The 21,467-nt window shown below is 39.1% G+C and carries 18 protein-coding genes; 14 read left to right on the top strand and 4 right to left on the bottom strand.

The genetic code is table 11. The annotated features are described in order from the left end of the window. Positions 1 to 129: 129 nt before the first annotated feature. The 4 genes from BR73_RS0104800 to BR73_RS0104815 all read left to right on the top strand — a co-directional run bounded on the left by BR73_RS0104800 (position 130) and on the right by BR73_RS0104815 (position 4,668). Complete coding sequence (locus BR73_RS0104800) at positions 130 to 744, top strand: TetR/AcrR family transcriptional regulator (protein WP_051684971.1); 615 nt, start codon at positions 130 to 132, stop codon at positions 742 to 744. 319 nt (positions 745 to 1,063) lie between these two features. Then, positions 1,064 to 2,956, top strand: coding sequence for an adenine deaminase (gene ade / locus BR73_RS0104805; protein WP_242860622.1), 1,893 nt, complete (start codon positions 1,064 to 1,066; stop codon positions 2,954 to 2,956). A 702-nt stretch (positions 2,957 to 3,658) separates the two neighbouring features. Beyond that, entirely contained in the window at positions 3,659 to 3,916 is a 258-nt protein-coding gene (locus BR73_RS0104810) for a hypothetical protein (RefSeq protein WP_033164601.1), read from the top strand. Positions 3,917 to 4,050: 134 nt separating this feature from the next. Continuing rightward, entirely contained in the window at positions 4,051 to 4,668 is a 618-nt protein-coding gene (locus BR73_RS0104815) for an ECF transporter S component (protein ID WP_033164602.1), read from the top strand. Positions 4,669 to 4,772: 104 nt separating this feature from the next. Here BR73_RS0104815 and BR73_RS0104820 read toward each other — a convergent pair whose 3' ends face one another. Next, the gene (locus BR73_RS0104820; RefSeq protein ID WP_033164603.1) at positions 4,773 to 5,237 is read right to left on the bottom strand and encodes a YaiI/YqxD family protein; all 465 of its coding nucleotides are present in this window, start codon (positions 5,235 to 5,237) and stop codon (positions 4,773 to 4,775) included. 477 nt (positions 5,238 to 5,714) lie between these two features. Next, positions 5,715 to 6,272 carry a prolyl-tRNA synthetase associated domain-containing protein gene (locus BR73_RS0104825; protein WP_033164604.1) on the bottom strand — a complete coding sequence of 186 codons (558 nt, stop codon included), beginning with the start codon at positions 6,270 to 6,272 and terminating at the stop codon, positions 5,715 to 5,717. A 416-nt stretch (positions 6,273 to 6,688) separates the two neighbouring features. Here BR73_RS0104825 and BR73_RS0104830 point away from each other — a divergent pair, with 416 nt between their 5' ends. The 3 genes from BR73_RS0104830 (at position 6,689) to BR73_RS0104840 (ending at position 9,858) form a co-directional block, all read left to right on the top strand. Further along, complete coding sequence (locus tag BR73_RS0104830; RefSeq protein ID WP_033164605.1) at positions 6,689 to 7,351, top strand: response regulator transcription factor; 663 nt, start codon at positions 6,689 to 6,691, stop codon at positions 7,349 to 7,351. After that, a complete protein-coding gene (locus BR73_RS0104835) occupies positions 7,348 to 8,748 on the top strand; it encodes a HAMP domain-containing sensor histidine kinase (protein ID WP_033164606.1) in 1,401 nt (466 codons plus the stop codon). Before BR73_RS0104830 ends, BR73_RS0104835 begins: the two co-directional genes overlap by 4 nt. Positions 8,749 to 8,964: 216 nt before the next feature. Beyond that, positions 8,965 to 9,858: a hypothetical protein gene (locus tag BR73_RS0104840; protein ID WP_033164607.1), complete on the top strand. Its 894-nt coding sequence runs from the start codon at positions 8,965 to 8,967 to the stop codon at positions 9,856 to 9,858. A gap of 98 nt (positions 9,859 to 9,956) precedes the next feature. Here the strand turns inward: BR73_RS0104840 and BR73_RS0104845 are convergent, their stop codons facing one another. Beyond that, positions 9,957 to 10,304, bottom strand: a complete 348-nt coding sequence (locus BR73_RS0104845) for a VOC family protein (RefSeq protein ID WP_033164608.1) — start codon at positions 10,302 to 10,304, stop codon at positions 9,957 to 9,959. 324 nt (positions 10,305 to 10,628) lie between these two features. On the opposite strand from BR73_RS0104845, the gene BR73_RS27125 reads away from it, so the two are divergent. Further along, complete coding sequence (locus BR73_RS27125) at positions 10,629 to 10,997, top strand: helix-turn-helix domain-containing protein (protein ID WP_051684972.1); 369 nt, start codon at positions 10,629 to 10,631, stop codon at positions 10,995 to 10,997. Continuing rightward, positions 10,994 to 11,326, top strand: coding sequence for a hypothetical protein (locus BR73_RS27130; protein ID WP_051684973.1), 333 nt, complete (start codon positions 10,994 to 10,996; stop codon positions 11,324 to 11,326). The genes BR73_RS27125 and BR73_RS27130 overlap by 4 nt, the downstream gene beginning before the upstream one ends. Before the next feature lie 1,544 nt (positions 11,327 to 12,870). On the opposite strand, the gene BR73_RS0104860 is transcribed toward BR73_RS27130, so the two are convergent. Continuing rightward, positions 12,871 to 13,743 carry a hypothetical protein gene (locus BR73_RS0104860; RefSeq protein ID WP_033164610.1) on the bottom strand — a complete coding sequence of 291 codons (873 nt, stop codon included), beginning with the start codon at positions 13,741 to 13,743 and terminating at the stop codon, positions 12,871 to 12,873. Between the two features lie 294 nt (positions 13,744 to 14,037). Between BR73_RS0104860 and BR73_RS27135 the strand changes: the two genes are divergently transcribed. The 5 genes from BR73_RS27135 (at position 14,038) to BR73_RS0104885 (ending at position 21,067) form a co-directional block, all read left to right on the top strand. Further along, positions 14,038 to 14,295, top strand: coding sequence for a hypothetical protein (locus BR73_RS27135; protein ID WP_051684974.1), 258 nt, complete (start codon positions 14,038 to 14,040; stop codon positions 14,293 to 14,295). Positions 14,296 to 14,662: 367 nt separating this feature from the next. After that, entirely contained in the window at positions 14,663 to 16,012 is a 1,350-nt protein-coding gene (locus BR73_RS0104870) for a radical SAM protein (protein WP_033164611.1), read from the top strand. A 252-nt stretch (positions 16,013 to 16,264) separates the two neighbouring features. Further along, a complete protein-coding gene (locus BR73_RS0104875; RefSeq protein ID WP_033164612.1) occupies positions 16,265 to 18,013 on the top strand; it encodes an ABC transporter ATP-binding protein in 1,749 nt (582 codons plus the stop codon). A gap of 146 nt (positions 18,014 to 18,159) precedes the next feature. After that, positions 18,160 to 19,911, top strand: coding sequence for an ABC transporter ATP-binding protein (locus BR73_RS0104880; protein WP_242860623.1), 1,752 nt, complete (start codon positions 18,160 to 18,162; stop codon positions 19,909 to 19,911). Between the two features lie 103 nt (positions 19,912 to 20,014). After that, a complete protein-coding gene (locus BR73_RS0104885; protein WP_033164614.1) occupies positions 20,015 to 21,067 on the top strand; it encodes an SGNH/GDSL hydrolase family protein in 1,053 nt (350 codons plus the stop codon). The last annotated feature ends 400 nt before the right edge of the window (positions 21,068 to 21,467 follow it).

Below are 21,467 nucleotides of genomic sequence, written 5' to 3' on the forward strand. Positions count from 1 at the left end.
TATATTTCATATTTAGTATATAGCTGTTTCTATTTGGTGTCAATAAAATATGAAATATTTTTCATGTTTATTGAATTGGCTGAAGGTTTGTAATATAATAGATAAAATAATACAGGCAGGTGGAAATTAATGCAAAATAATGAAAAAATCAGAGAACCAAAGCAAAAAAGATCGATAGAGAAAAAACAGAAAATAATAATAGCAAGTTATAAGTTGTTTAGTGATAAAGGGTACTATAAAACAAATACTGCGGAAATCGCACAAGCTGCCGGTGTATCAACAGGAATTGTATACAGTTATTTTGAAGATAAAAAGCATATTCTCGTAGAAGTAATTAAGCACTATATCTCTTTGTTGTCAGAGAAACTAAACCCTCTGCTCTCTGCACCAGTGAGTAAAAATAATTTAACGGCCTTAATAGAGGAGCTTATTAATATATCAATCAAGTCACACACCATGAATAAAGAAGCCCATAATGAATTTTTAGCCCTGTCTCTCCTGGAAAGTGAAATACAAACTTTATTTGATGAATTTGAAAACACGGTGCTGTTAAAATTTTATGAATTGTTGGCAGCGGCAGGCTTCTCTAGAGATAATATGCTTGAGAAGGTTCGGCTTGGCTATGGTATAATAGAACAGGTAAGCCACTATCATATACAGGAAAAGCTGCCGCCAGACGAATTAAATACGATAAAATTACTTGCTGTCAACATAATAGTGACCACTTTAAATGAAAATAAATGACATTAGTAAGTACCTCAAACAAGTAATAAAAACTTTCAGGTTACAGATGAAAAAATCGTATGTTGCAGACAATTTTATAAAGCTGATAACCAAAATTAAGTATAAGTGGTTATAGTCTACATGTCAGAAATTCATCCCAGTTTCTTGTATACAAAATAATAGAGAGAAGTTGACTGCTTTTATATTTTTCATTCCCATACTATAATAATTCATTTGACAATTGCATAGTAATCTGAGTAATATAGTATTTAAAAATTTAAAAGAAACATAATTAATGGAAGCGATACAGACTAAGATAGAACGGAAGGAGACGATAAATATGGCAGCAGGTTATGTTACAGAAACCATCAATTTAGACTCGAAGGAATTCCTGGAGACAGTTTCACTGCAACAGGAGCGAATCAAGGCAGCTGTTGGGGAACTTTGGCCGGATACGATATTTAAAGATGCGGGAATCGTCAATGTCTTTACTGGGGAATTGGAATTCGGCGATATTGCAGTGTATAAGGGTAAGATTGTCGGAGTTGGAAAATATGCTGATATAGAGAAAAAATTCTCAAAAGAAATAGAAATTATAGAGTGTAAGAATAAATTTATTGCTCCGGGTTTTATTGACGGGCACATTCATATAGAGAGCTCTATGTTATCCCCGAAAGCCTTTGCCAAGGCGGTTATGCCCCATGGAACAACCGCTGTCATCACCGACCCACATGAGATTGTAAATGTAGCCGGAAAAGCCGGACTTCGATTTATGCTGAGAGAATCAGAAGGACTTCCTCTTGATGTATATGTGATGCTGCCCTCCTGTGTACCTGCAACGCCGCTGGAGGAGTCAGGAGCTGTAATAAGGGCAGAAGATCTGGTGGAATTTATGGGAGAGCAGTATGTTCTTGGACTGGCAGAGGTTATGAACTCACTGGGAGTAATTCAGGGAGAAGAAGAGCTATTAAGAAAAATACTTCTAACACAGCTTTCCGGAAAGATTGCAGATGGTCATGCACCAGGAATAAAAGGAAAAGAAGTGAATGCTTATTGCACTGCTGGAATAACCTCCGATCATGAGTGCAGTACCAAAGCAGAAGCACTGGAGAAATTAAGAAGAGGCCAATGGATCATGATAAGGGAAGGCACTGCAGCCAGAAATATGGAGAGCTTAAAAGATTTACTGAAAGCACCTTATGCAGCTCGATGTATGCTGGTAACCGATGACAGGCATCCGGGAGAGCTTCTGCATCTTGGGCATCTGGATTACCTTCTCCGTAAGGCAGTAGAATACGGAGCTAATCCTATAACTGCAATTCAAATGGTAACGCTCCATCCTGCACAGTATTTTGGCCTCACAGGCAGAGGAGCAATAGCACCTGGGTATTATGCGGATCTGGTAATTCTTAAAGACCTGGTTCATTTTACGGTGGATTCGGTATATAAGGATGGAAAACTTACAGCAAAAGACGGGAAGATACTAGAAACCTCCTTTGATATTAAAGGGTATAAAAAGAACGAATTACAGAAAGATAAAGCGTACGTAAATAAAGACAAGGACAGGGAGACACATTTACATTCATCTGATAAAGAGAGAATCTTTCAATCATTTCATCTAAAGGAACTGACACCTTCAGATTTCTATTTTAATGAAACCGGCAGTCAGAAAAGAATTATGGAGCTGATTCCCGGCGAGCTGATAACAAAGGAACTAATCCTGCCTTGCAGTAACAATACAGATTTTAAGTCTGGAATAGAGCTAAAAGAGGATATTGTCAAACTGGCGATGATAGAACGACACAAAGAGACCGGGCATATTGGCCTTGCCTTAATGAAGGGATATGGATTACAGACAGGCGCCGTAGCCTCCAGTATTGCCCATGATGCCCATAATATAATCGTAGCCGGTGCCACAGAGGAAGATATGTGTCTTGCGGCAAACAGAATAAGAGAAATCAACGGAGGTCTGGTAGTCGTTAAGGAAGGAAAGATAATCGGTGAATTACCCCTTCCCATTGGTGGATTAATGAGTGAAGAAAGTGCTGAAGCGGTGGATAAAATCCTTGAGAATCTAAAAGAAGAAACCTACAAACTCGGAATAAAAGAAGGAATAGACCCCTTCATGACCCTTGCATTCTTATCCTTATCTGTAATCCCAAGACTTAAGTTAACCACCAGAGGACTGGCAGATGCCAAAACACAGGAATTACTGCCCATATATCTGCAATAAAACTACTTAACAGTTGTAACAATTAATCTTCTCAATGAAAAAAGTATAAGGGTACAGCTTACAGTAGGCAAATCATCTAACCATTAATCAACTGATTAATGTAATAGTATAACAGGATATCAACCGCCATCGTTAAAGCAGGGTAATAGGGTAATCATCTTCTCAATAAGCAACCCTGATAAGCAAATACACAGATGACTGGTGGGATTGTTTTGGAGTTTTGTCTCGAGGAGTTCCTTATGACACTTAAACGGCAGGAAAAGTAACTAGTACTGCCTTGCATAAATATCACTTAATTCAGTACCTGCTATTTCCGCTGATACTGCGTTGGCGTCAATCAGCGTAAGAGCCGCTACGCTTCATTCCTTCGCCTTGCCTCAGCGAAAATATCAAGCACTGATATTAAGCGATATTTATGCAAGGCAGTACCAGGTAAAACAGTGCTAGTGTTTGAGCGCAGGAAATAAACGCAGTTCAAACAGTTACAGCGAGTTTGGCACTGTTTTACCTGTACAGTTACTTTTCCTGCCGTTTTAGTGGAATAAGGGTTTCCTCGCAACAAAACGGAAAAACAATCCCGCCAGTCATCGTCCGTCTGAAATTAACCTTCACCCTCTGTTTACCATACGAATTATATTTTTCTTGCTATTTTTATCAAAAACTAATAAAATAAAAAAGACAAAAGCATAAGGAGGTTTTATTATGGAAAAATGGTCCTTACCTATTTCCCTGCATTCCTTTCTGAGAATGTCAATTGCACCCTTATTAAGGGGCGGTATGATAAGAACGGAACCGAAAGCTGCCTATGCTGATTGTATCAGAAAACCTATCAGTCTTGACCGGAATATTACGGCGGGAACTAAACGAATTTTAATGCTGTGGAATTTAGTTTCTGCTGTTATGCCCTGGCATAGACAGCACCTATATAGTGAGCGCTGTTATGCCATAAGAATCCATTAGGAAAGCTGGCAGACAGCGTTTTTTAATTTATAATATACTTTATGAATTAAAATGCACTGGACTGGGACAATCAGCAAGGAACATATTTCAATTAAAAATGACACATAATAAGCATTAGAATCGGAGGAAGATTTATGAGAGAGAAAAACGGAGTAAATACATTTAAACTGACACAGTTGGCATTGCTGACAGCAATAGTACTGCTGATGGCTTTTACGCCAATCGGATATATTAAAACCTTAGGACTTGAGATTGCACTGATTGTTATACCTGTAACAGTAGGAGCAATTGTACTTGGACCTGCCGCAGGAGCCTTCCTTGGCGGTGTATTTGGTATCACGAGTTTTCTGCAATGTTTCGGACTGAGCGCTTTTGGTGCGGCGCTGCTTAGTATCAACCCTGTAGGAACCTTTATTGTATGTGTTATCCCCCGTATACTAATGGGATGGCTCTCAGGGCTTTTATTTGCCGCATTAAAGAAAGGCAAAACAAAAACAATTGCGTATCCTGTTGCCAGTTTGGCCGGCCCCTTATTAAATACCCTGTTATTTATGACAACGCTGCTGGTATTCTTTTACCGTACTGATTTTATTCAGGGGATCGCTGATACTCTTGGAACGGGAAATGTAATTCTGTTTGCGGTAGCTTTTGTAGGCGTTAACGGTTTGGTAGAGGCAGCTGCCTGCTTTGTTCTTGGTACGGCCATTGCAGCTGCACTGGGAGCAGTTAACAGAACTACAAGCAGAGCGTAAACCTGAAATATAAGTAGAAGACTTATTTCATCCTTTTCCAGGTATTATTTTCGTGGAAATCCTACCTGGAAGAGGTAATCCTTTGTTTAACCTATAGATTCAATTTAAGGAAAAGATACATCAGGCATGGGAGGAAGAGCTTGGTTGCATAGCCAGGAAAAGGCTGCTTCAAAATGGAGGTCATCCTCTTTTGAACGCTTTTTCATGGTTCCGATGCGGCCACCAGCTCTTCTTTGTTTTTTGGCAAGATGGCGTTCGAACATCATTAAATCTATGTTTTCTTCCGTGTAATATTTTCCGTTCTGATTGATGGCATAGGCTTTTTTACCCAAAGCCATGGAAGCTACGCCATAATCCTGCGTAACAACGATATCTCCAGCCTCTGTACGGTTGATCAGGGCTATATCTACAGCATCCGGAGCCTTACTTACCTGGATTACTTCACAATAATCGGATTCCAGTATATGACTGGTATCAATAACCATCAATACCGGAAGCTGATAATTTTTGGCTACTTTAACGATTATATTCTTTACCGGACAGGCATCTGCATCAACTAATATTTTCATATATTCTCCCATTCTTTTAACAGTTATATAAGTTTAATTTCGGTCTTTCCAAGGGGGGCTGAAAACTCATTGTACAGTTTCGAAGGTCCACTTTGTAGTTTTCTGCGTTGCAATTTTGGGTACCTAACACCATTACGTTCCCAAATCGCGTCTTGCTGTTTTTCGCAAATTGCCTCCCGTAAATTAGAACCTCCAGTCCGGCACAAAGCAGTTTTCAGACAAGCCCTAGTATGTATAGAAGTTAATTATATATATTATTGCTTCAACTTATAGGAACACTGCTTTCTGCGTTTTCTAATGATAAGAACACTTCTCATCTACATATTATACCACGGTTGTATTGCCAATATGACAAGTTTAGAAGCATAAAGCGATACAAATAAAAACCCCTTCCCAAATGGGAAGAGGAAGCATCCTTGCACTCACTCTGGCAATATAAAAGCTATCGTTCTATATTAATACAATTCTTCAAAAGGCTTACTCTGTTAGTGTAACCACTGTCAGGGAATGATGAATATGAGGCAGGATTTTCTCTGTTAAGTCTCTGGTCTTGATCTTAAGACTGGTAGTATTAATACAGGGATGACAGCCAAAAAACTCGTCTTTTAATACATCCTCATCAATTAGGAGCTGTACCTGGTTATTTTTATCATTCATCAGACCTAATACACTGACAGAACCCGGAGTAATATCTAAATATTCTTCCATATAGGAAGAGGGAGCAAAAGACAATCTGGGACTGTTAATCTGCTTTCCCAATTCTGAGGTATGGAATTTTTTGCTTCCTGGCATCATTAAGAGGTAGAATTTATTTTTCTGTGCATTGCAAAGAAATAAATTCTTACAGATTTCTATATCTAAAAGACGATCAATGTCATTACAGGCGTCAATGGTCGGTGTTATATCATGGTCTAACCGAACAAAAGAAATCTCCAGTTTCTCAAGCAGGTCGTAAACCCTCATTTCTTTTTCTAAACGTCCGGCAGGAGCAGGTCTAGAAGTATACATAACAGGATCAATGTAAAAGTCGTTCATAATTACCTCGTATTTCTCTTTCTCTACTGCATTGTCTATGCTAGTTGTAGTGTCTATGCTAGTTTGTTTACAGACATAGAAACTGGCAGTGCCGTAAGGGGTGGCAGGATTATCTTTTGATAGTTTAACACGTTAAAATAGAAATGTAAATGATGTTATCGGGCTTGCAATTAAACAGGATACCTGCAAATTAAGTTGTACAGAAAAATAGTACATTATACCGAGCGAGAACATAGAAAGCATACAGATGACGAAGCCTGTGGATTGGATGGAAAATAAAGTAAGCAGGTTGTTAATATCCAATTTATTATGCTATAATGAACTGCGTAGAAGATATAAGAATATAGAAGTTTACATAGAGCCAGGTTAAAAGTTATATGCATTTTTTCAGAGGTTCGTGAGGCGGAGGAAAGATTTTGGGACATATACTTGTTGTAGAAGATGAAGATAGCATCAGGGATTTAATCGGAATGAATCTTATCATGGTTGGGCATACCTGGGTTGGGGCGGCTGATGGGAAAGAAGCCATTGTAGCGCTAAACAGCAACGCCTTTGATTTATGTCTGTTGGATGTTATGCTTCCGGGAACTGATGGCTTTGCTCTCCTGGGGCAATTTCAAGAGGCCCAGGTTCCAGTAATCTTTCTAACAGCAAAGAGTGCCCTTGCTGACCGGGTAAAAGGATTGAAGCTTGGTGCCGAAGATTATATAATAAAACCTTTCGAAACCCTGGAATTACTGGCACGGATTGACGTAGTGCTACGTAGGAACCCGAAAGAAAAAGAGGTATTCAACTGCAAAGACGTTGAAATACGCTTAAGAGAACATCTGGTACTAAAAGATAACAGGGTAATTGAATTGACTGCTCAGGAGTATGCCTTATTGGAAGCGCTGGTCAGGAACCGGAACCTTGCATTAAGCAGAGAGCAATTATTATCTGCTGCCTGGGGGTATGATTATATTGGTGAGACCAGGACAGTGGACATGCACATTCAGAGACTTCGTAAGAAACTCGAATGGGAGGAGGTTATTAAGACCGTCTACAAGCTGGGTTACAGACTGGAGGTTCCAAAAGAATGAAATTATGGCTGAAAATTTTTCTAAGTATACTTATACTGTCACTATCCAGTTTATTTATCAGTACCTACTTTGTTATAAGGAAGAATCATAACAGCAATCTAAGCAGGGAACAGGAACGTTCCTTAAATGAATTGGAATTAATCAGGATTTCCTTAGAGAGTAATGTAGATTTTGCAGTGTCCTCCAAAGAAGCAATGACTGCTCTGATCAGCAGATACGGAGAGTATTACGAGCAGAAGGGAATCGGGCTGCTGCTTTACCAGAAGGAAGGATATCTTTATAACCGGCTTAATAGCCTTAAAGCATCCCAGTATGAAGCTTTATTATCTGTCAAACCGGATAATAAGATGGTTCAAGTATTAACAGGCAAAGATGGGAAGTACATACTGGTATCCGACCTGTTGTCAGAGAAAAGCAATACAGTATTACTCTACAGCCGTAATATCAATGAAATATATGAGTCCAGAAATCAGAGCATCCGGCTGACCCTATACCTGTCTGTTATCCTGTCTCTGCTGCTTGGTATTTTTTCCTATGTCTATACCCGTTTCATAACCAGACCTTTTAAAAAGCTTCAGGGAAGCGCAGCTGTTATAGCAGAGGGAAATTACAGTATAAGGCTTGAGGAAACAGACAAGGAATTTGCTCCGGTTGCTGCAGCCTTTAACCAGATGATCGAAAATATCGGACAGCATACCAGGGAATTAGAAAACCGTGCAAGAGAGCGGCAGGAGTTCATTGACGACCTATCCCATGAAATGAATACGCCCTTAACCTCGATTCAGGGATATTCTGAATTTCTGCTGACTGCAAATGCAACAGAAGAGCAAAGATACCTTGCCGCTCAAAGTATTCATAAAGACGCCAAGCGGATGCGTGAAATGTATACAAAACTGATGAACCTGACCTTTATCAGAGAGCATGCAGTGGAAACTGAGGAATTTTCAGTAGATGAACTTGTGAACAGTGTCAGGGAGAGCCTTTTTATATCATTTAAAGAACAGGGAATTCAATTAATTACAGAGAATCAGCTGAAAATGATAAAAGGAGATAAAACCCTTCTGGAAATGCTGCTGACAAATCTGCTCTATAATAGCCAACAAGCTACGGGCAGTGGAGGTATGGTTATACTTAGGGCTTATATGGAGGGTTCTGCACCAATCTTTATGGTAGAAGATAACGGTTGTGGCATACCAAAGGATAAAATTAGTGAGATAATTAAACCTTTTGTCCGTGTAGATAAATCCCGGTCCAGAAAGACCGGCGGTGCCGGACTGGGACTTGCATTGGTTCAACGTATTGCAACCCTGCATCAGGCAAAGCTGATTATTGAATCGGAGTATGGAAAAGGAACCCGGGTGATTGTACAGTTCCCGGAGGCAGCAGTATGCACTTGACGGATTTGCACCGTGTACCCGGCGGGTTGTATGGGAGTAGGAACCCCGTAAAGCTGCTGGGGAAAGCCAGATATATTTACAACTCTGTTACAAGTTGATTAATACTCTGATAAATCCGACGCCTAAAATAAAGGCATAATAAATAATCCCGGGAACCGAGGAAGGAATAACCCTCCATAAGAACCGGGAGCTTTATTAAGGATTGGAGGAAAGAATATGAAGAAAGTATTAGCAGCCACGTTATTTCTGGCAGCTGCCATCAGTATGTCTGCCTGCAACAAGGCTGAAGTAGAAAAGAAACCAGTTATTATTGAGGATTCCGCTCAGTTAAACCTGGAAGATCCAGTCTTGGCAGAATCTGAAGATAAGGCTGCAGCTGTCGTTGAAGACAATAAAAAGACGGAGGAAGGTTCAGTTGTAAAGGATACCGGAAAGGAAGACTCAGCGGCAGAGGCGGAAAGTAACGAGGAAGCCGAAGCAAGAGCCGCCGAAGCGAAAGCAGCCACTGAGACAGAAGAAGAACGCATCAGGTCAATGGCGGAAGCAAGGCGTGTAGAAGGCGCGGAAGCTGGTGGTGACAGAGCTTCAGAAGCCCGATCAGCAGCCGGGGAAGTTTCTGAAACCGATGAAGCTATGAACGTAAGCATTGAAGGTACAGAGGAAAGGGTCCAGGGCAAACGTTATAAAAGTAAGCAAGGCTATGAAATAGTATACGATTCTGAGAGATTTAAAAGGGAAAGCCAGGAGAATACAGACAGTTTTCTTGCAGATAATCCGGATCCCACGATATATCCGTATATCTATGTTAATATCAGCCGGTTAGAGGATACCACTGTTGAGGAATATTCCAAAGAACTCTATAAAAGGTTATCAAAGGAAGGCCATCGTAGTGTAACCATATCAAATGACACTGAGAAGGGACAGGATTCCAGTAAGGACGTACAAGTCACAGTACAAACAGGATATAATTGGGATTCAGTGATACGCAAATATCGTGTGATTGGTGAAGCGGGTAAGGTCTTTCTCATTGAAACGCAATACTATCTGGAAGCAGAAGAAGGTTATGGTGCCAGAATAGAGGCAATGATCGATACCTTCTATGTTCCGTAAATTCATCTGAATAATCCCCTTTTCCCTGCAATGGCAATCAGAGCAGAGGAAAGGGGATTTTCTGCGAAGATTTAAGATATTAGCGGCTTTGTAGTATATTATTTTGCCAGGCTGCGCAAGTAAATCCTGTTTCCGTCTGGATCCAGAAAGCTCATATTACGTGCTCCCCAAGGGCGGGTTTCCGGCTTATCCATTATTTCTACACCTGTTTCCAGCAGTCTCTGGTATTCCTTATCCACATCCTCAACGGTAAAAGCAATACATATGTTATTGTTGTTATTATCTTTTCTTGAGCCGTCGTTATAGATGGTAAGCATGGTTTCTTCAGAAATAATCGTTTGATGAACTTCATCGCTGCTTCCATTTTGTATTTCCAGCAGAAATTTGTAAAAGTCTGCAAGTCTGACAACATCATTTGTTAATAAACTAACTTCTCCTAAACGCATAACCTATCTCCTTTTTATTAGTAGTACTGTTTGGGATTCTGATAAAAACTATTGATACAGCCAGTTATTATAGAGTCTTAATAGGCAGGAATTATTTATATAAGATATTTGGAGCGGTGTTAAAGGTTGAATTCCTTTTAATTACATTTAAATTATAAAGAAAATATAAGAAATAATCAATAATCCTTTCTAACTTATTGAGAAAAACTTTGCTCATCCTCAAAGGAAGTCCACTGGATTTACGCAGCCGAATGAGATCCGTTAGTTATTGGGCTCTTTTTCTGTTATTCTTAAGACACTGGCGGTATTGGAAAGGAGTCGTCTATGTCTAAATTTTTAACCTTTGAAGATCGTCTCATCATTGAGAAGGGACTTTGTGAAAATCAGTCCTTCGGTTTCATTGCGAAAGAGCTTGGTAAGGACCGAACCACTATAGCAAAGAAATCAAAAAGTATGCCTACGACCTCAAGAGCGGTTATTCAAGCTATCCTTATAATGCTTGTGTCCACAGAGTTGCGTGCAAAGCAAAGAGAGTTTGTGGTAGCGCCTGCACGCGTTCATCTACATATAAGTGTAGCATTTGTAACAAATGTAATGATAACTGTCCGGATTTCTCAGAAGAAATCTGTCAGGGTAGATTCAAAACACCATATGTCTGTAACGCCTGCAAACAGTATGGAAAATGCACTTTGAAAAAGTACATCTATAATGCAGAAGATGCCCATCTGTGCTTTTCCGAAAAACTGTCCGAAAGCAGAACAGGTATCATGGCTGCTGAAGCTGACTTATTTCGTATTAATGCCATCATCACTCCGCTTATCAAGCAAGGACAATCCATCCATCAAATATATGTAAATCATGCGGATGAACTTATGTGTAGTGAGAAGACTCTCTACAACTATGTGGATGCCTGCTTTTTTGAAGTAAGAAACATTGACCTGCCCCGCAAGGTAAAATATCGACCTCGATATAAGAAGCCAGAAAACCAGCTGAAGCAGAGGCATGAAGCTCTTTTAACATAGATTTGTTAATTTCTTTAGAGAGGTGGCTCTCCACCACCACAATCTACTCTCAAGTAAGTATGAATCAAACCAAGGCCTATCTAAGAAAACTCTAGTATATTCAAAATTAACTTTTAAATCTGTAACATCAGATTCTTTGTATTTACGGTTTCTTTTCCATTTGCATTTGCAGAGCCCCAGATCAAATTATAAGATCCTCTTGCACCTGCACTCCAACTTCTTGAAGGAGGACTTTCATATTTTTCTGATTCATGTTGAGAAAAACTAAACTGATTCCATTTGACTCCTTCTTTGTAAAAATCATTCGGTATACATAATGTGGGGACAAATTTCTTACCTTGACTAGTCACTTCCTGAATTAAAGAAATTTGTAAACATTAAAGGTGCCAGAAACATCATTGGTTCACTGGTGGTTACAATTAAAACAGGGATTCCTCTTAAGATTGTATTTGAACGAAAAACAATAAGAAAAGTGAATGTTTATTATCCTAAGCACAGATATTTCACTGTAAGATGTAGAAATCATACGTGTTTATGGAAATAGATGGTCAATCGAGTGTTTCTTTAAATCATCTAAATCTATCTTTTAACTGGGTACTGAATTTCAGAGCCATAATTATGGTGCAATAGTAAGCCATACAGCCATTGTGTTTACAAGATATATCATTCTGGAATGGATGCTGTCTCAAGCCTCATTTATCCAGGCTTTGTTTGGAAGTATCTGCTGGGAAGTTGAGTTAAATAATTATTCAAAAATAAAAAAAATAGCTATCCTCTTCCATGACAAGTTGTAGGATAGCTATTCTCAATTGTTGAGTTAGTCAAGCGACCTTCTGCTATATTATAAATCCATTAGCTGAGATAGTGCAAGCAGAAGTAGTTAATCTGAGGTTACTGTATCGGTAAAGCGAACTGGTACCTTACCATATTTAATAACCCTTAACCTAATTGTAATATATACTTGAATTATTTAATGCCGATAAATTGGATTAGTATAAGAGATAACCCTTCTTCAGATGTTCTTAAAAGTTATACTTTGTGGCACCGTATTTAAAATCTAATAATGTAGCAAACTATTTTTTATTATACGTAAGTAACCCAATCAATATTAATATAAAACCGATGTATAACCCATAAGAAAACAAAACCATATAAGAAAGGACGCTTTTATATATAGCACAGGTTATAAAAAATGTTCCGCCAAAAAGCATTAATGCGAAGCCAAATATTATTATTTTTAAACTTTTATTCATATTAATATGTGAATATTCCGGATGTGAATCCATAGCCTTCCGGTTGCCGAAATTATGACTTTAGACAACAAGAATATTCACCATGCCCTTTCTATAGTCTTGTAATTTGTGCAGCGCAGTATAAAAAAAATCGTAGGTATTTGCTTAATCAGTATAAGTTCCATCATTCAAGCACACATATAAGTAGTTCTATTTAACACTCTCTAAATGTGCGACAGAACAGGAAATAACTTTTAACCTTGAAAGTTATTTATCAACCTGTCGTGGTTGTAAGCTCCTTTTTTCTTACTATTACTGTAAATTCAAAGCATCATTAATTGTATAGGGTGTTTTAACATGTGCTGTACCAATACTGATTCCATAAGGGTAACTTACGCTAAAATTACTAATATCAAGTATATAGTTTAGACTATCATATTCTCCGAATGCACTACAATAGTTAACACTAGGGAAATTTTTATAAGCCTCACATGATATAACTCCATAAGCATCTGATGAAGCATAAGGTAAACTAAAGGAATATCCTATTGCATTATTACCTGTTGCTTGAATCGATAATCCGCCATTGTATGATGTGTAAGTTTCGACTTTACCTGATGTTATCTGAACAGCAGTTACTCTTCCTGCATAAGTACTACCGTCCATCGACATCATACTATCTAATGCTAAACCAACTATACCTTTTGTATAGTCAAGTAGAGTAGCAGGAGGAGGAGTCAACCAATCATATACGCAAGCGACAAAAAACCTGTTACTAGTATATTTGTATAAACTTAGTCCTATTAGCATTTGAGTATAAGTAGTATTATATACTGTTTGACCTGGATTAACTGTATTTACATTAAAATTAGTTTGTATATTTTCTATTTCTTTTTCTTCTTGGTATTTATCCATGCTTTCCTGATCAGAAAAAGTTTTTTCAGTTGTTTTAATAATTACACCATTTTGATCTGATACAATTTCACTTAAAATATAATTCGTATTACTCTGTACTTTTTGTGCATTTGGATACTCTTTAATTAATTCTTGATATGGTTCGTAATCTTTTAATTGTTCAGACATCCAATTACTTGAGGTATCTTGTTCGGCTTTAGCAATAAACGCATTATTGCAAACTAGCAGGGAAAGTAATAATACTCCAGAAATAATTTTTTTCATTTTCATTTGATATTCTCCTTTATTATATGAATTTTATTAAACTTCCTAAAAAAGGAGATCTATTTCTAAATAATACCATTAATTGTTTTGTTTTACAAGCTAAATTGTGGCTTTATATTTATTGCTAAGTATAAGACAGTACCCTCAATTCGTCATGGAAATCAAGCGTATATGGAAAAAAAGTAATTCGTGAAGCTGGTGGATGTGAGAAGTTTGTTGAAACTATTACTTATCTGGATTCAAAAACTCAAATGCCGTCTAATCTCTATGAATATATAATCAATGGAAATGAAGTTATTGATGATTTTGATAATGTTGATCCTGATGAAGCAAATAACGGAGACTATAGAACCGGAAAAGGAATTGCTTAATCTTTATAGTGTAGATACAGATGGAAACGGTAAGTTAACAGTAGCTGAAATTAAAGTAGCTGGTTATTCCATGTCTAGTTACTCAGACCATTGGTTATATCAGGATGATAGAGAGGGGATGGTTGGAGAATGGAGCAATAATAAATCAAATTGTATTTTATCTTTTGGGTATTCTATTGTATTTTGAACTAACTTATTTTGGGTTAGAAGATAAAGACCTTGCTTTGCTAAGTCAATGCAGGCAATGGGAGAAAAATGACAAAAAAACCTAAGAATAATATATTATTTAAACCGGACAAGTACTGGAAGAACATTTATAAAATTGATTTTGAGTACGAAAAATTAATACCTTACTATTGAGTATCCTATAATTAATCATTGCATAATTATATTTATTGTATTACAATAAATATATATTGAATATAGTCAAAATAGAAACGTTATTCAATAAATCAAACAGTGAAAATGTAAGCCGGGTGTTAACATGTGGTTAATATGTACTTAAATGTTGTATTTATAAAATACCCTGGAAATTAATTATCAGGAGGTTACTGATGAGAATTAAATTTATTTTACCTGCCTTAACAGAAGCCAAAAGCCCATTCTACCGCCCTATAAAATATTCCCTTTTCCCTCCGCTGGGCCTTGCTACTCTCGCAGCATTATGCAAGGACGAAGATGAGATAACCATAATGGATGAACATATTGAAGAGATAAATTACAACGACCAGCCGGACCTGGTCTGCATACAAACCTATATTACAAATGCCAGGCATGCATATGAAATTGGAGACTATTACAGGAATAGGGGTGTTTATGTAGCTATGGGAGGACTTCATGCAACAACACTGCCAGAAGAGGCAAAAGCTCATGCGGATACGGTGCTTAAGGGCTTAGGGGAGAGTTCTTTTCCTATCTTCTTGGAAGACTTAAGAAACCACAGAGCAAAGCCCTTCTATGAAATGGGGAATGTATCCCTTCATGATCTCCCTTTGCCCCGCAGAGATTTACTAAAAAAGGATAGTTACCTGGTACCCAATTCTATGGTCATCTCCAGAGGCTGTCCCAATGGCTGTTCCTTTTGTTATGTTAGTTCCTTTTACGAAAAAGGAAAATCCTTTTATACCTGTCGTATAGACCGTATACTAAAAGAGCTGGATACCCTTAAGGGGCGGCATCTTTATTTTCTGGATGATAATCTGTTTGCTGACGAAAAGCTCTGCAGAGAGCTGTTTCGGGAAATGCGGGGGATGAAGAAGGTGTTTCAGGGGGCTGTAACACTAAGCTCCGTGTTGAAAGGCGATTTGATTGAAGAGGCTTACGAAGCCGGGTTTCGAAGTGCCTTTATTGGTTTTGAATCCATACGAAAGGAAAATCTTATCCTGGAAAATAAATATTCCAATCTGAATCAGGATTATCAGAAAGCCATAAAAAGGCTGGATAAACTGGGTATCATGATTAATGGAAGCTTTATCTTTGGAATGGAGCATGATACCCTTGATACTTTTAAGGAAACAACTGACTGGGCAATTGAAAGCGGTATTACTACAGCTACATTTCATCTGTTAACACCTTACCCCGGAACTTCACTGCACAACAGAATGAAGGAGCAGGGAAGGATAACCAGTGAAAATTGGAATGATTATGACACCAGACACCTGGTATTTAACCACCCCAATATGACCAAAGAGGAAGCAGAGGAGGGTTATCATAACGCTTACAGAGAATTTTACAGGTTCCGGAATATTCTGGAGGCTGCAAAACAGCATGAGTCAAGCAACATGAAAAGAAAGCATTTTCTATATTCCTGTGCCTGGAAGAGGATGGAGCCTATGTGGAACCTGATAATTAAGCAGAAGCTATTCCCTCCGGCAAGAAGTATTCTGGTAAGAACTTTAAGATAAACTAACAAAGTTCCGGTCATTTTCTTAAGATTTAAGAGGATGTAAGGAACTTTTATTATTCTGTAAATATTTCAGGAGCCATTGACGAGTTAGTTGTGAGTATTAAATGTCTAAATATGATATGCCCCAATAATGAAACTTGTTAAATCCAGATGTATAAATTGCTTAATCCAGGTTTAAATTCATCTTGAAATCTCTGAGAAAATACTACATAATAAAAGGATGTGCAGAATCTGAGGGAGGACATTAGGGATGAAAGAACGTAACAGAGTTATTAAACACATACAAAAATACTGGCTGTCTTATCTGCTTGGGGTTATTACCCTGTTTATTGTAGACATAGCCAGTCTGTACATTCCCCAGTTCACCGGGGATATTACAGACGGACTGGAAGCTAAAACTTTGGAAATGGAAGGTCTTATGACAGGAATCGTGAAGATTCTCTGTGTAGGGTTTATCATGGCTATTGGAAGGTTTGGCTGGAGATATTTTATCTTTGGTTCCGCCAGAAATGTAGAATATGATTTGAGAAACGGTATGTTTGCCCATCTGGAGACACTGTCCATGGGGTATTACAATAAGAATAAAACAGGGGATCTGATGGCCCATTTTACCAATGATCTGAATGCTATCAGAATGGCAACCGGACCTGCGGTCATCTGTGCCTTTGATGCAATCATCATGACCATTATGGTTTTGTGTAAGATGATACTGCATGTTGACTTGAAGCTGACCTTACTTGCTTCCATCCCGCTTATCTTTATTGCCTTTGGCGGTATAATCTATGGCAGGGCCATTGAGAAAAGGTTTACCGAGAAGCAGGAGGCTTTTTCCGGACTTTCTGATATGGTGCAGGAAAGCATCTCAGGAGTAAGGGTGGTGAAAGCTTTTGTACAGGAGAGAAAAGAAATCAGGAGCTTTGCAGCAGCCAATAAAGAGAATAAACAGAAGAATCTCGGTGTTGTGAAGCTTCAGGCAATCGAGTATCCTTTGCTGGATATAATTATCGGAATATCCAGCCTTATTACCCTGCTTTACGGCGGTTACCTGGTTATACAGGGAGAGATTACCCTTGGACGTTTTATAGCCTTTAATCAGTATGTAGGTATGCTGGTATGGCCCATGCTGGCAGCTGGTGACAGTATTACCTTTATCTCTCAGGGAATCGCTTCGGCGAAGAGGATTCAGCAGATCTTTACAGAGAAGCCGGAGGTATATGACGGGGAGGATGTGCTGCCCATTCATAAACTTGAAGGTAATATAAGTTTTCAGGACTTATCCTTTGCTTTTACAGCAGTAACACCTGAGGTTCTTAAAGGGATAAGCCTTGAGGTGGAAAAAGGTTCTACCCTTGCCATCCTTGGAAGAACTGGAACCGGAAAGTCTACCATTGCTAACCTGCTCCTTCGTTTGTATAATTCAGAGCCTGGTATGATTTCCTTAGACGGGAACGATATAAATAAGATTCCGCTAAAAACCCTTCGTGAAAATATTGCCTATGTACCACAGGATAATTTCCTGTTCTCGGATACCCTCCGTAATAATATAGCCTTCGGTGCATTGGATAACAATCTGGATAAGGTGCAGGAAGCAGCTAAAGCTGCCTGCATTCACGATAATATAATTGAGTTTCCCCAGCAATACGATACGCTGGTAGGAGAAAGAGGCGTAACGGTTTCCGGTGGTCAGAAGCAGAGAAGTTCCATAGCAAGAGCCCTGCTGAAAGATGCTCCCATCCTTATTCTGGATGATGCCCTTTCTGCGGTAGATACCAATACGGAAGAAGAAATTCTATCGAATTTAAAACGAGACCGTATAGGTAAGACCACCATCATGATAGCACATCGTATATCCACTGTTCAGAATGCAGATAAGATACTGGTACTTGAAAACGGAGAGATGGCTGAGTACGGAAGCCATGAGGAACTGCTTGGCTTAGACGGTATCTATGCAAGAATGTATGAGAAGCAGCAGCTGGAGAAACAGCTGGAGGCGGTATAATGTTGCAGTAAGCATATTTTGTGCTCCTTAGTAGGTAATTCTGGGGGACAGGTTGACTCATCGGATTATCAACCATAAATTTGTGGCTGAAGCTCTTTAAGTCACATCTATAAGCGCAAAATGCGAGTGCAGGAATGGAGGAGAACATGGAAGAATCATTGGAATACAGCACCAAAAGCAAAGGAAGTGTCCTTAAGAGGCTGTTGATCTATGCTAAGCCTTACTGGCATCTGATACTTTTTTCTCTGGTGCTGGTTTTATGTATAACAGGCCTGGAACTATACCGTCCCATACTGGTGGGGCAGGTAATAGATGAATTTATAGCCAAAAAGAACTTTGACGGAGTAAAGCATATAGCATTAATTTATTTAATAGTACTGCTTTTAAGCTTTTTCTGCAATTTTCTTCAGACCTGGATCTTATCCCTTACGGGACAGAATATTATCTATAATATCAGGCAGGAAGTATTTGAGCACATACAGAAATTGTCCTTAAGATTCTTTGATATAACGCCTGTGGGAAGAATCGTGACCAGGGTTACCAATGACGTGGAAGCCCTGAATGAAATGTATGCCAATATCCTGGTGAAGCTCATAAAGAACATTATTAAGATCATCGGACTGGCAATTGTCATGTTAAGTTTGAATATCAGGATGTCCCTGTATGCTTTTCTGCTGATACCGCTGATAATCGGACTTACCTCATTGTTTACCTACATATCAAGAAAGACCTACCGTCAGGTAAGAACAAGGTTAACGACGATTAATACCTACCTGTCAGAGCATTTATCCGGAATGAAGGTTATTCAGATATTTGCCAGAGAAAAGGAAAAACAGAGAGAGTTTGAGGCGAAGAGTAAGGACCTGCTAAAGGCTAACTTTAAGGAGATGATGGTATTTGCAATCTTCCGTCCCTCTATTTATTTTCTTTCTGTAATTGCTATGGTTATTATTATCGGACTGGGTGGTTCCTCTGTAATCAATGAGACCCTTACGATCGGCACCTTATATATTTTTATACAGTATATCGGTTCTTTCTTTGAACCCATTCAGGAGCTTTCCGAGCAGATTGGCACGCTGCAGTCCGCCATGGCCAGTGCAGAGAAGATCTTCACCATACTGGATGAGGAACCTATGATAGTAAGTCCAGAGAAACCTGCAGCACTGTCAGAAGTGAAGGGAAAAATTGAATTTGAACATGTATGGTTTGCTTATGAAGAAGAGAACTGGATACTAAAGGATGTAAGTTTTGTGATAGAACCCGGTCAGAGAGCAGCCTTTGTGGGAGCTACCGGTGCCGGAAAGTCTTCTATCCTGAATCTGATCGGCAGGTATTATGATATACAAAAGGGGCGCATTACCATTGACGGTGTAGATATTAAAGAGATGGATACGGATCAGCTAAGAAGTGCCATCGGACAAGTACAGCAGGATGTCTTTTTATTTACCGGTGATATCAAGAGTAATATAAGATTGAAAAATGACAATATCAGTGATGAAGATATTGTAAATGCTGCCCGTTATGTGGGAGCGGATCATTTCATTGAGGAATTGAACAATACCTATGCAGAGGCAGTAACGGAAAGAGGAAGTACCCTCTCAGCCGGACAGAGGCAGCTCTTATCCTTTGCCAGAACCCTGGCTTTTGATCCTTCCATTCTGGTAATGGATGAAGCCACCGCGAATATTGATACGGAGACAGAACAGCTGATTCAGGAAGCCCTTGAAAAGCTTATGACCGGAAGGACAACCATTATGGTAGCCCACCGGCTTTCTACTATTCAGCATGCAGACGTTATAATGGTAATGCATAAGGGGAAATTACGGGAAAGCGGAACCCATCAGGAATTACTGAATCAGAACGGCATCTATAGAAAGCTGTATGAGCTGCAGCTGTAGCCGGTATCATTAAGTTTTTTTTACGATGCAGGCAGGGAACCAGGAACCATAAAGAAAAATCATGAATGAAAAGGCATGTAAAACATGCAGATGGGAGCCAAATATGAAATTTACGGCAGATGAGAAATATGTAAAGGTTATGGGACGAACTTTATGGCAGGATAATATCCGCTATTTGAATTATTCCTGCTCTGCCATTGAATTTATTTTTACCGGAACCTGTGCAGAAGCCGTATTATGGACGGACTCCGGAAATTATGAAGATAAGCTGAAAGCCTGGGTTGCTGTATTCGTTGATGACGAAGAGATACCTTCAAAACGTTTTCCTCTATTACAGGAAGAAGAAACTTATTTGCTTTATAAAGGAAGTTCAGTGAAAGAGACCAGGATACGACTGGTAAAGTATTCAGAAGTTGCTTTTGGAAGAGTCGGTATCAAGGAAATTATCACAGATAGCAAAGAACAGCCAATGCCTGCTGATACAAGTGAAAGAAAGCTTGAATTCATAGGTGATTCCATTACCTGCGGTTATGGAAACGAAGGGGTCTGGAATACGGATAGCTTTAATACAGGCCAGGAGAATCCCTGGGAAGCATATGCAGCCCTAACTGCTAGAAGCCTGCAGGCAGATTACCATCTAATATCCTGGAGTGGTATCGGAATCATCTCCAACTGGACAGATCAGGAGGAGCCTAATGCTGACTGGCTTATGCCTGGGATGTATCCTTACACGGACAAGGCAGCCGACCTTGCATTTAAGAAGCAGGCACCGGAGGTCTGGGATCATAAGAAGTATACCCCTCACTGCATCATAATCAATCTTGGAACCAATGATTCCAGCTATACCAAAGGAGTAGCAGAGAGGATAGAAGACTTTGGAAGAGAATATTACCGGTTCGTAAAAGAAGTGAGAAGGTTAAATCCCAGTGCAAGAATACTGTGCACCCTAGGAGCTATGGGGCAGGACCTATACCCTGAAGTAGAGAGTCAGGTGGAACTTCTGAGAAGAGAAGGGGATAAAGAAATCTATTCCATGGCCTTTGAGATACAGAAAGAAGAAGACGGTATCGGCTCCGACTGGCATCCCTCCAAGGCTACTCATAGAAAGATGGCAGATAAGCTAACGGAAGAAATCCGTAATATCATGAACTGGTAAACAGAGATTGAGATGCTGGTACTAAATTGCCAACATAAATTTATATATATTAATTATTCTATAATAACAATGTGCTAAATCAGCTGTCAGCGGAAAATAAGCAAAGGCTAGGAATTAAACTTATGACAGAAGAGAAGAGCGTATAGTTTTTTTGAGTACACAATAATGGGGGTACAATAGAACCCGGCTGAATAAAGGACCGCCAGATCGATTTTAACGCTGGCGGCTTTTTATATTTCCTCCTGATGAATGCAATTTAACGGGTACAAGATCTATGTGCTGGCAAGCTGCCATCAGCCTACCGGAGAAAATCCTGAGTCATGTAGCAAGATTCCAGTACTTTCGGGGAAGTGATTGTGTTGTAGAATCTGGTTGAAATGTGACAGATAAAGGAAGTGCT

Source organism: Clostridium sp. KNHs205, assembly GCF_000702945.1.
Classification (GTDB): domain Bacteria; phylum Bacillota; class Clostridia; order Lachnospirales; family Lachnospiraceae; genus Anaerocolumna.

Bases quoted from the DNA above. Each gene is read 5' to 3' on its own strand.
- BR73_RS0104885 (WP_033164614.1), top strand. From the start codon at position 20,015: ATGAAATTTACGGCAGATGAGAAATATGTAAAGGTTATGGGACGAACT.
- BR73_RS0104835 (WP_033164606.1), top strand. From the start codon at position 7,348: ATGAAATTATGGCTGAAAATTTTTCTAAGTATACTTATACTGTCACTA.
- BR73_RS27135 (WP_051684974.1), top strand. From the start codon at position 14,038: ATGATTTTGATAATGTTGATCCTGATGAAGCAAATAACGGAGACTATA.
- BR73_RS0104840 (WP_033164607.1), top strand. From the start codon at position 8,965: ATGAAGAAAGTATTAGCAGCCACGTTATTTCTGGCAGCTGCCATCAGT.
- BR73_RS0104815 (WP_033164602.1), top strand. From the start codon at position 4,051: ATGAGAGAGAAAAACGGAGTAAATACATTTAAACTGACACAGTTGGCA.
- BR73_RS0104880 (WP_242860623.1), top strand. From the start codon at position 18,160: ATGGAAGAATCATTGGAATACAGCACCAAAAGCAAAGGAAGTGTCCTT.
- BR73_RS0104870 (WP_033164611.1), top strand. From the start codon at position 14,663: ATGAGAATTAAATTTATTTTACCTGCCTTAACAGAAGCCAAAAGCCCA.
- BR73_RS0104860 (WP_033164610.1), bottom strand. From the start codon at position 13,743: ATGAAAATGAAAAAAATTATTTCTGGAGTATTATTACTTTCCCTGCTA.
- BR73_RS0104800 (WP_051684971.1), top strand. From the start codon at position 130: ATGCAAAATAATGAAAAAATCAGAGAACCAAAGCAAAAAAGATCGATA.
- BR73_RS27125 (WP_051684972.1), top strand. From the start codon at position 10,629: ATGTCTAAATTTTTAACCTTTGAAGATCGTCTCATCATTGAGAAGGGA.
- ade (WP_242860622.1), top strand. From the start codon at position 1,064: ATGGCAGCAGGTTATGTTACAGAAACCATCAATTTAGACTCGAAGGAA.
- BR73_RS0104820 (WP_033164603.1), bottom strand. From the start codon at position 5,237: ATGAAAATATTAGTTGATGCAGATGCCTGTCCGGTAAAGAATATAATC.
- BR73_RS0104810 (WP_033164601.1), top strand. From the start codon at position 3,659: ATGGAAAAATGGTCCTTACCTATTTCCCTGCATTCCTTTCTGAGAATG.
- BR73_RS0104825 (WP_033164604.1), bottom strand. From the start codon at position 6,272: ATGAACGACTTTTACATTGATCCTGTTATGTATACTTCTAGACCTGCT.
- BR73_RS0104845 (WP_033164608.1), bottom strand. From the start codon at position 10,304: ATGCGTTTAGGAGAAGTTAGTTTATTAACAAATGATGTTGTCAGACTT.
- BR73_RS0104875 (WP_033164612.1), top strand. From the start codon at position 16,265: ATGAAAGAACGTAACAGAGTTATTAAACACATACAAAAATACTGGCTG.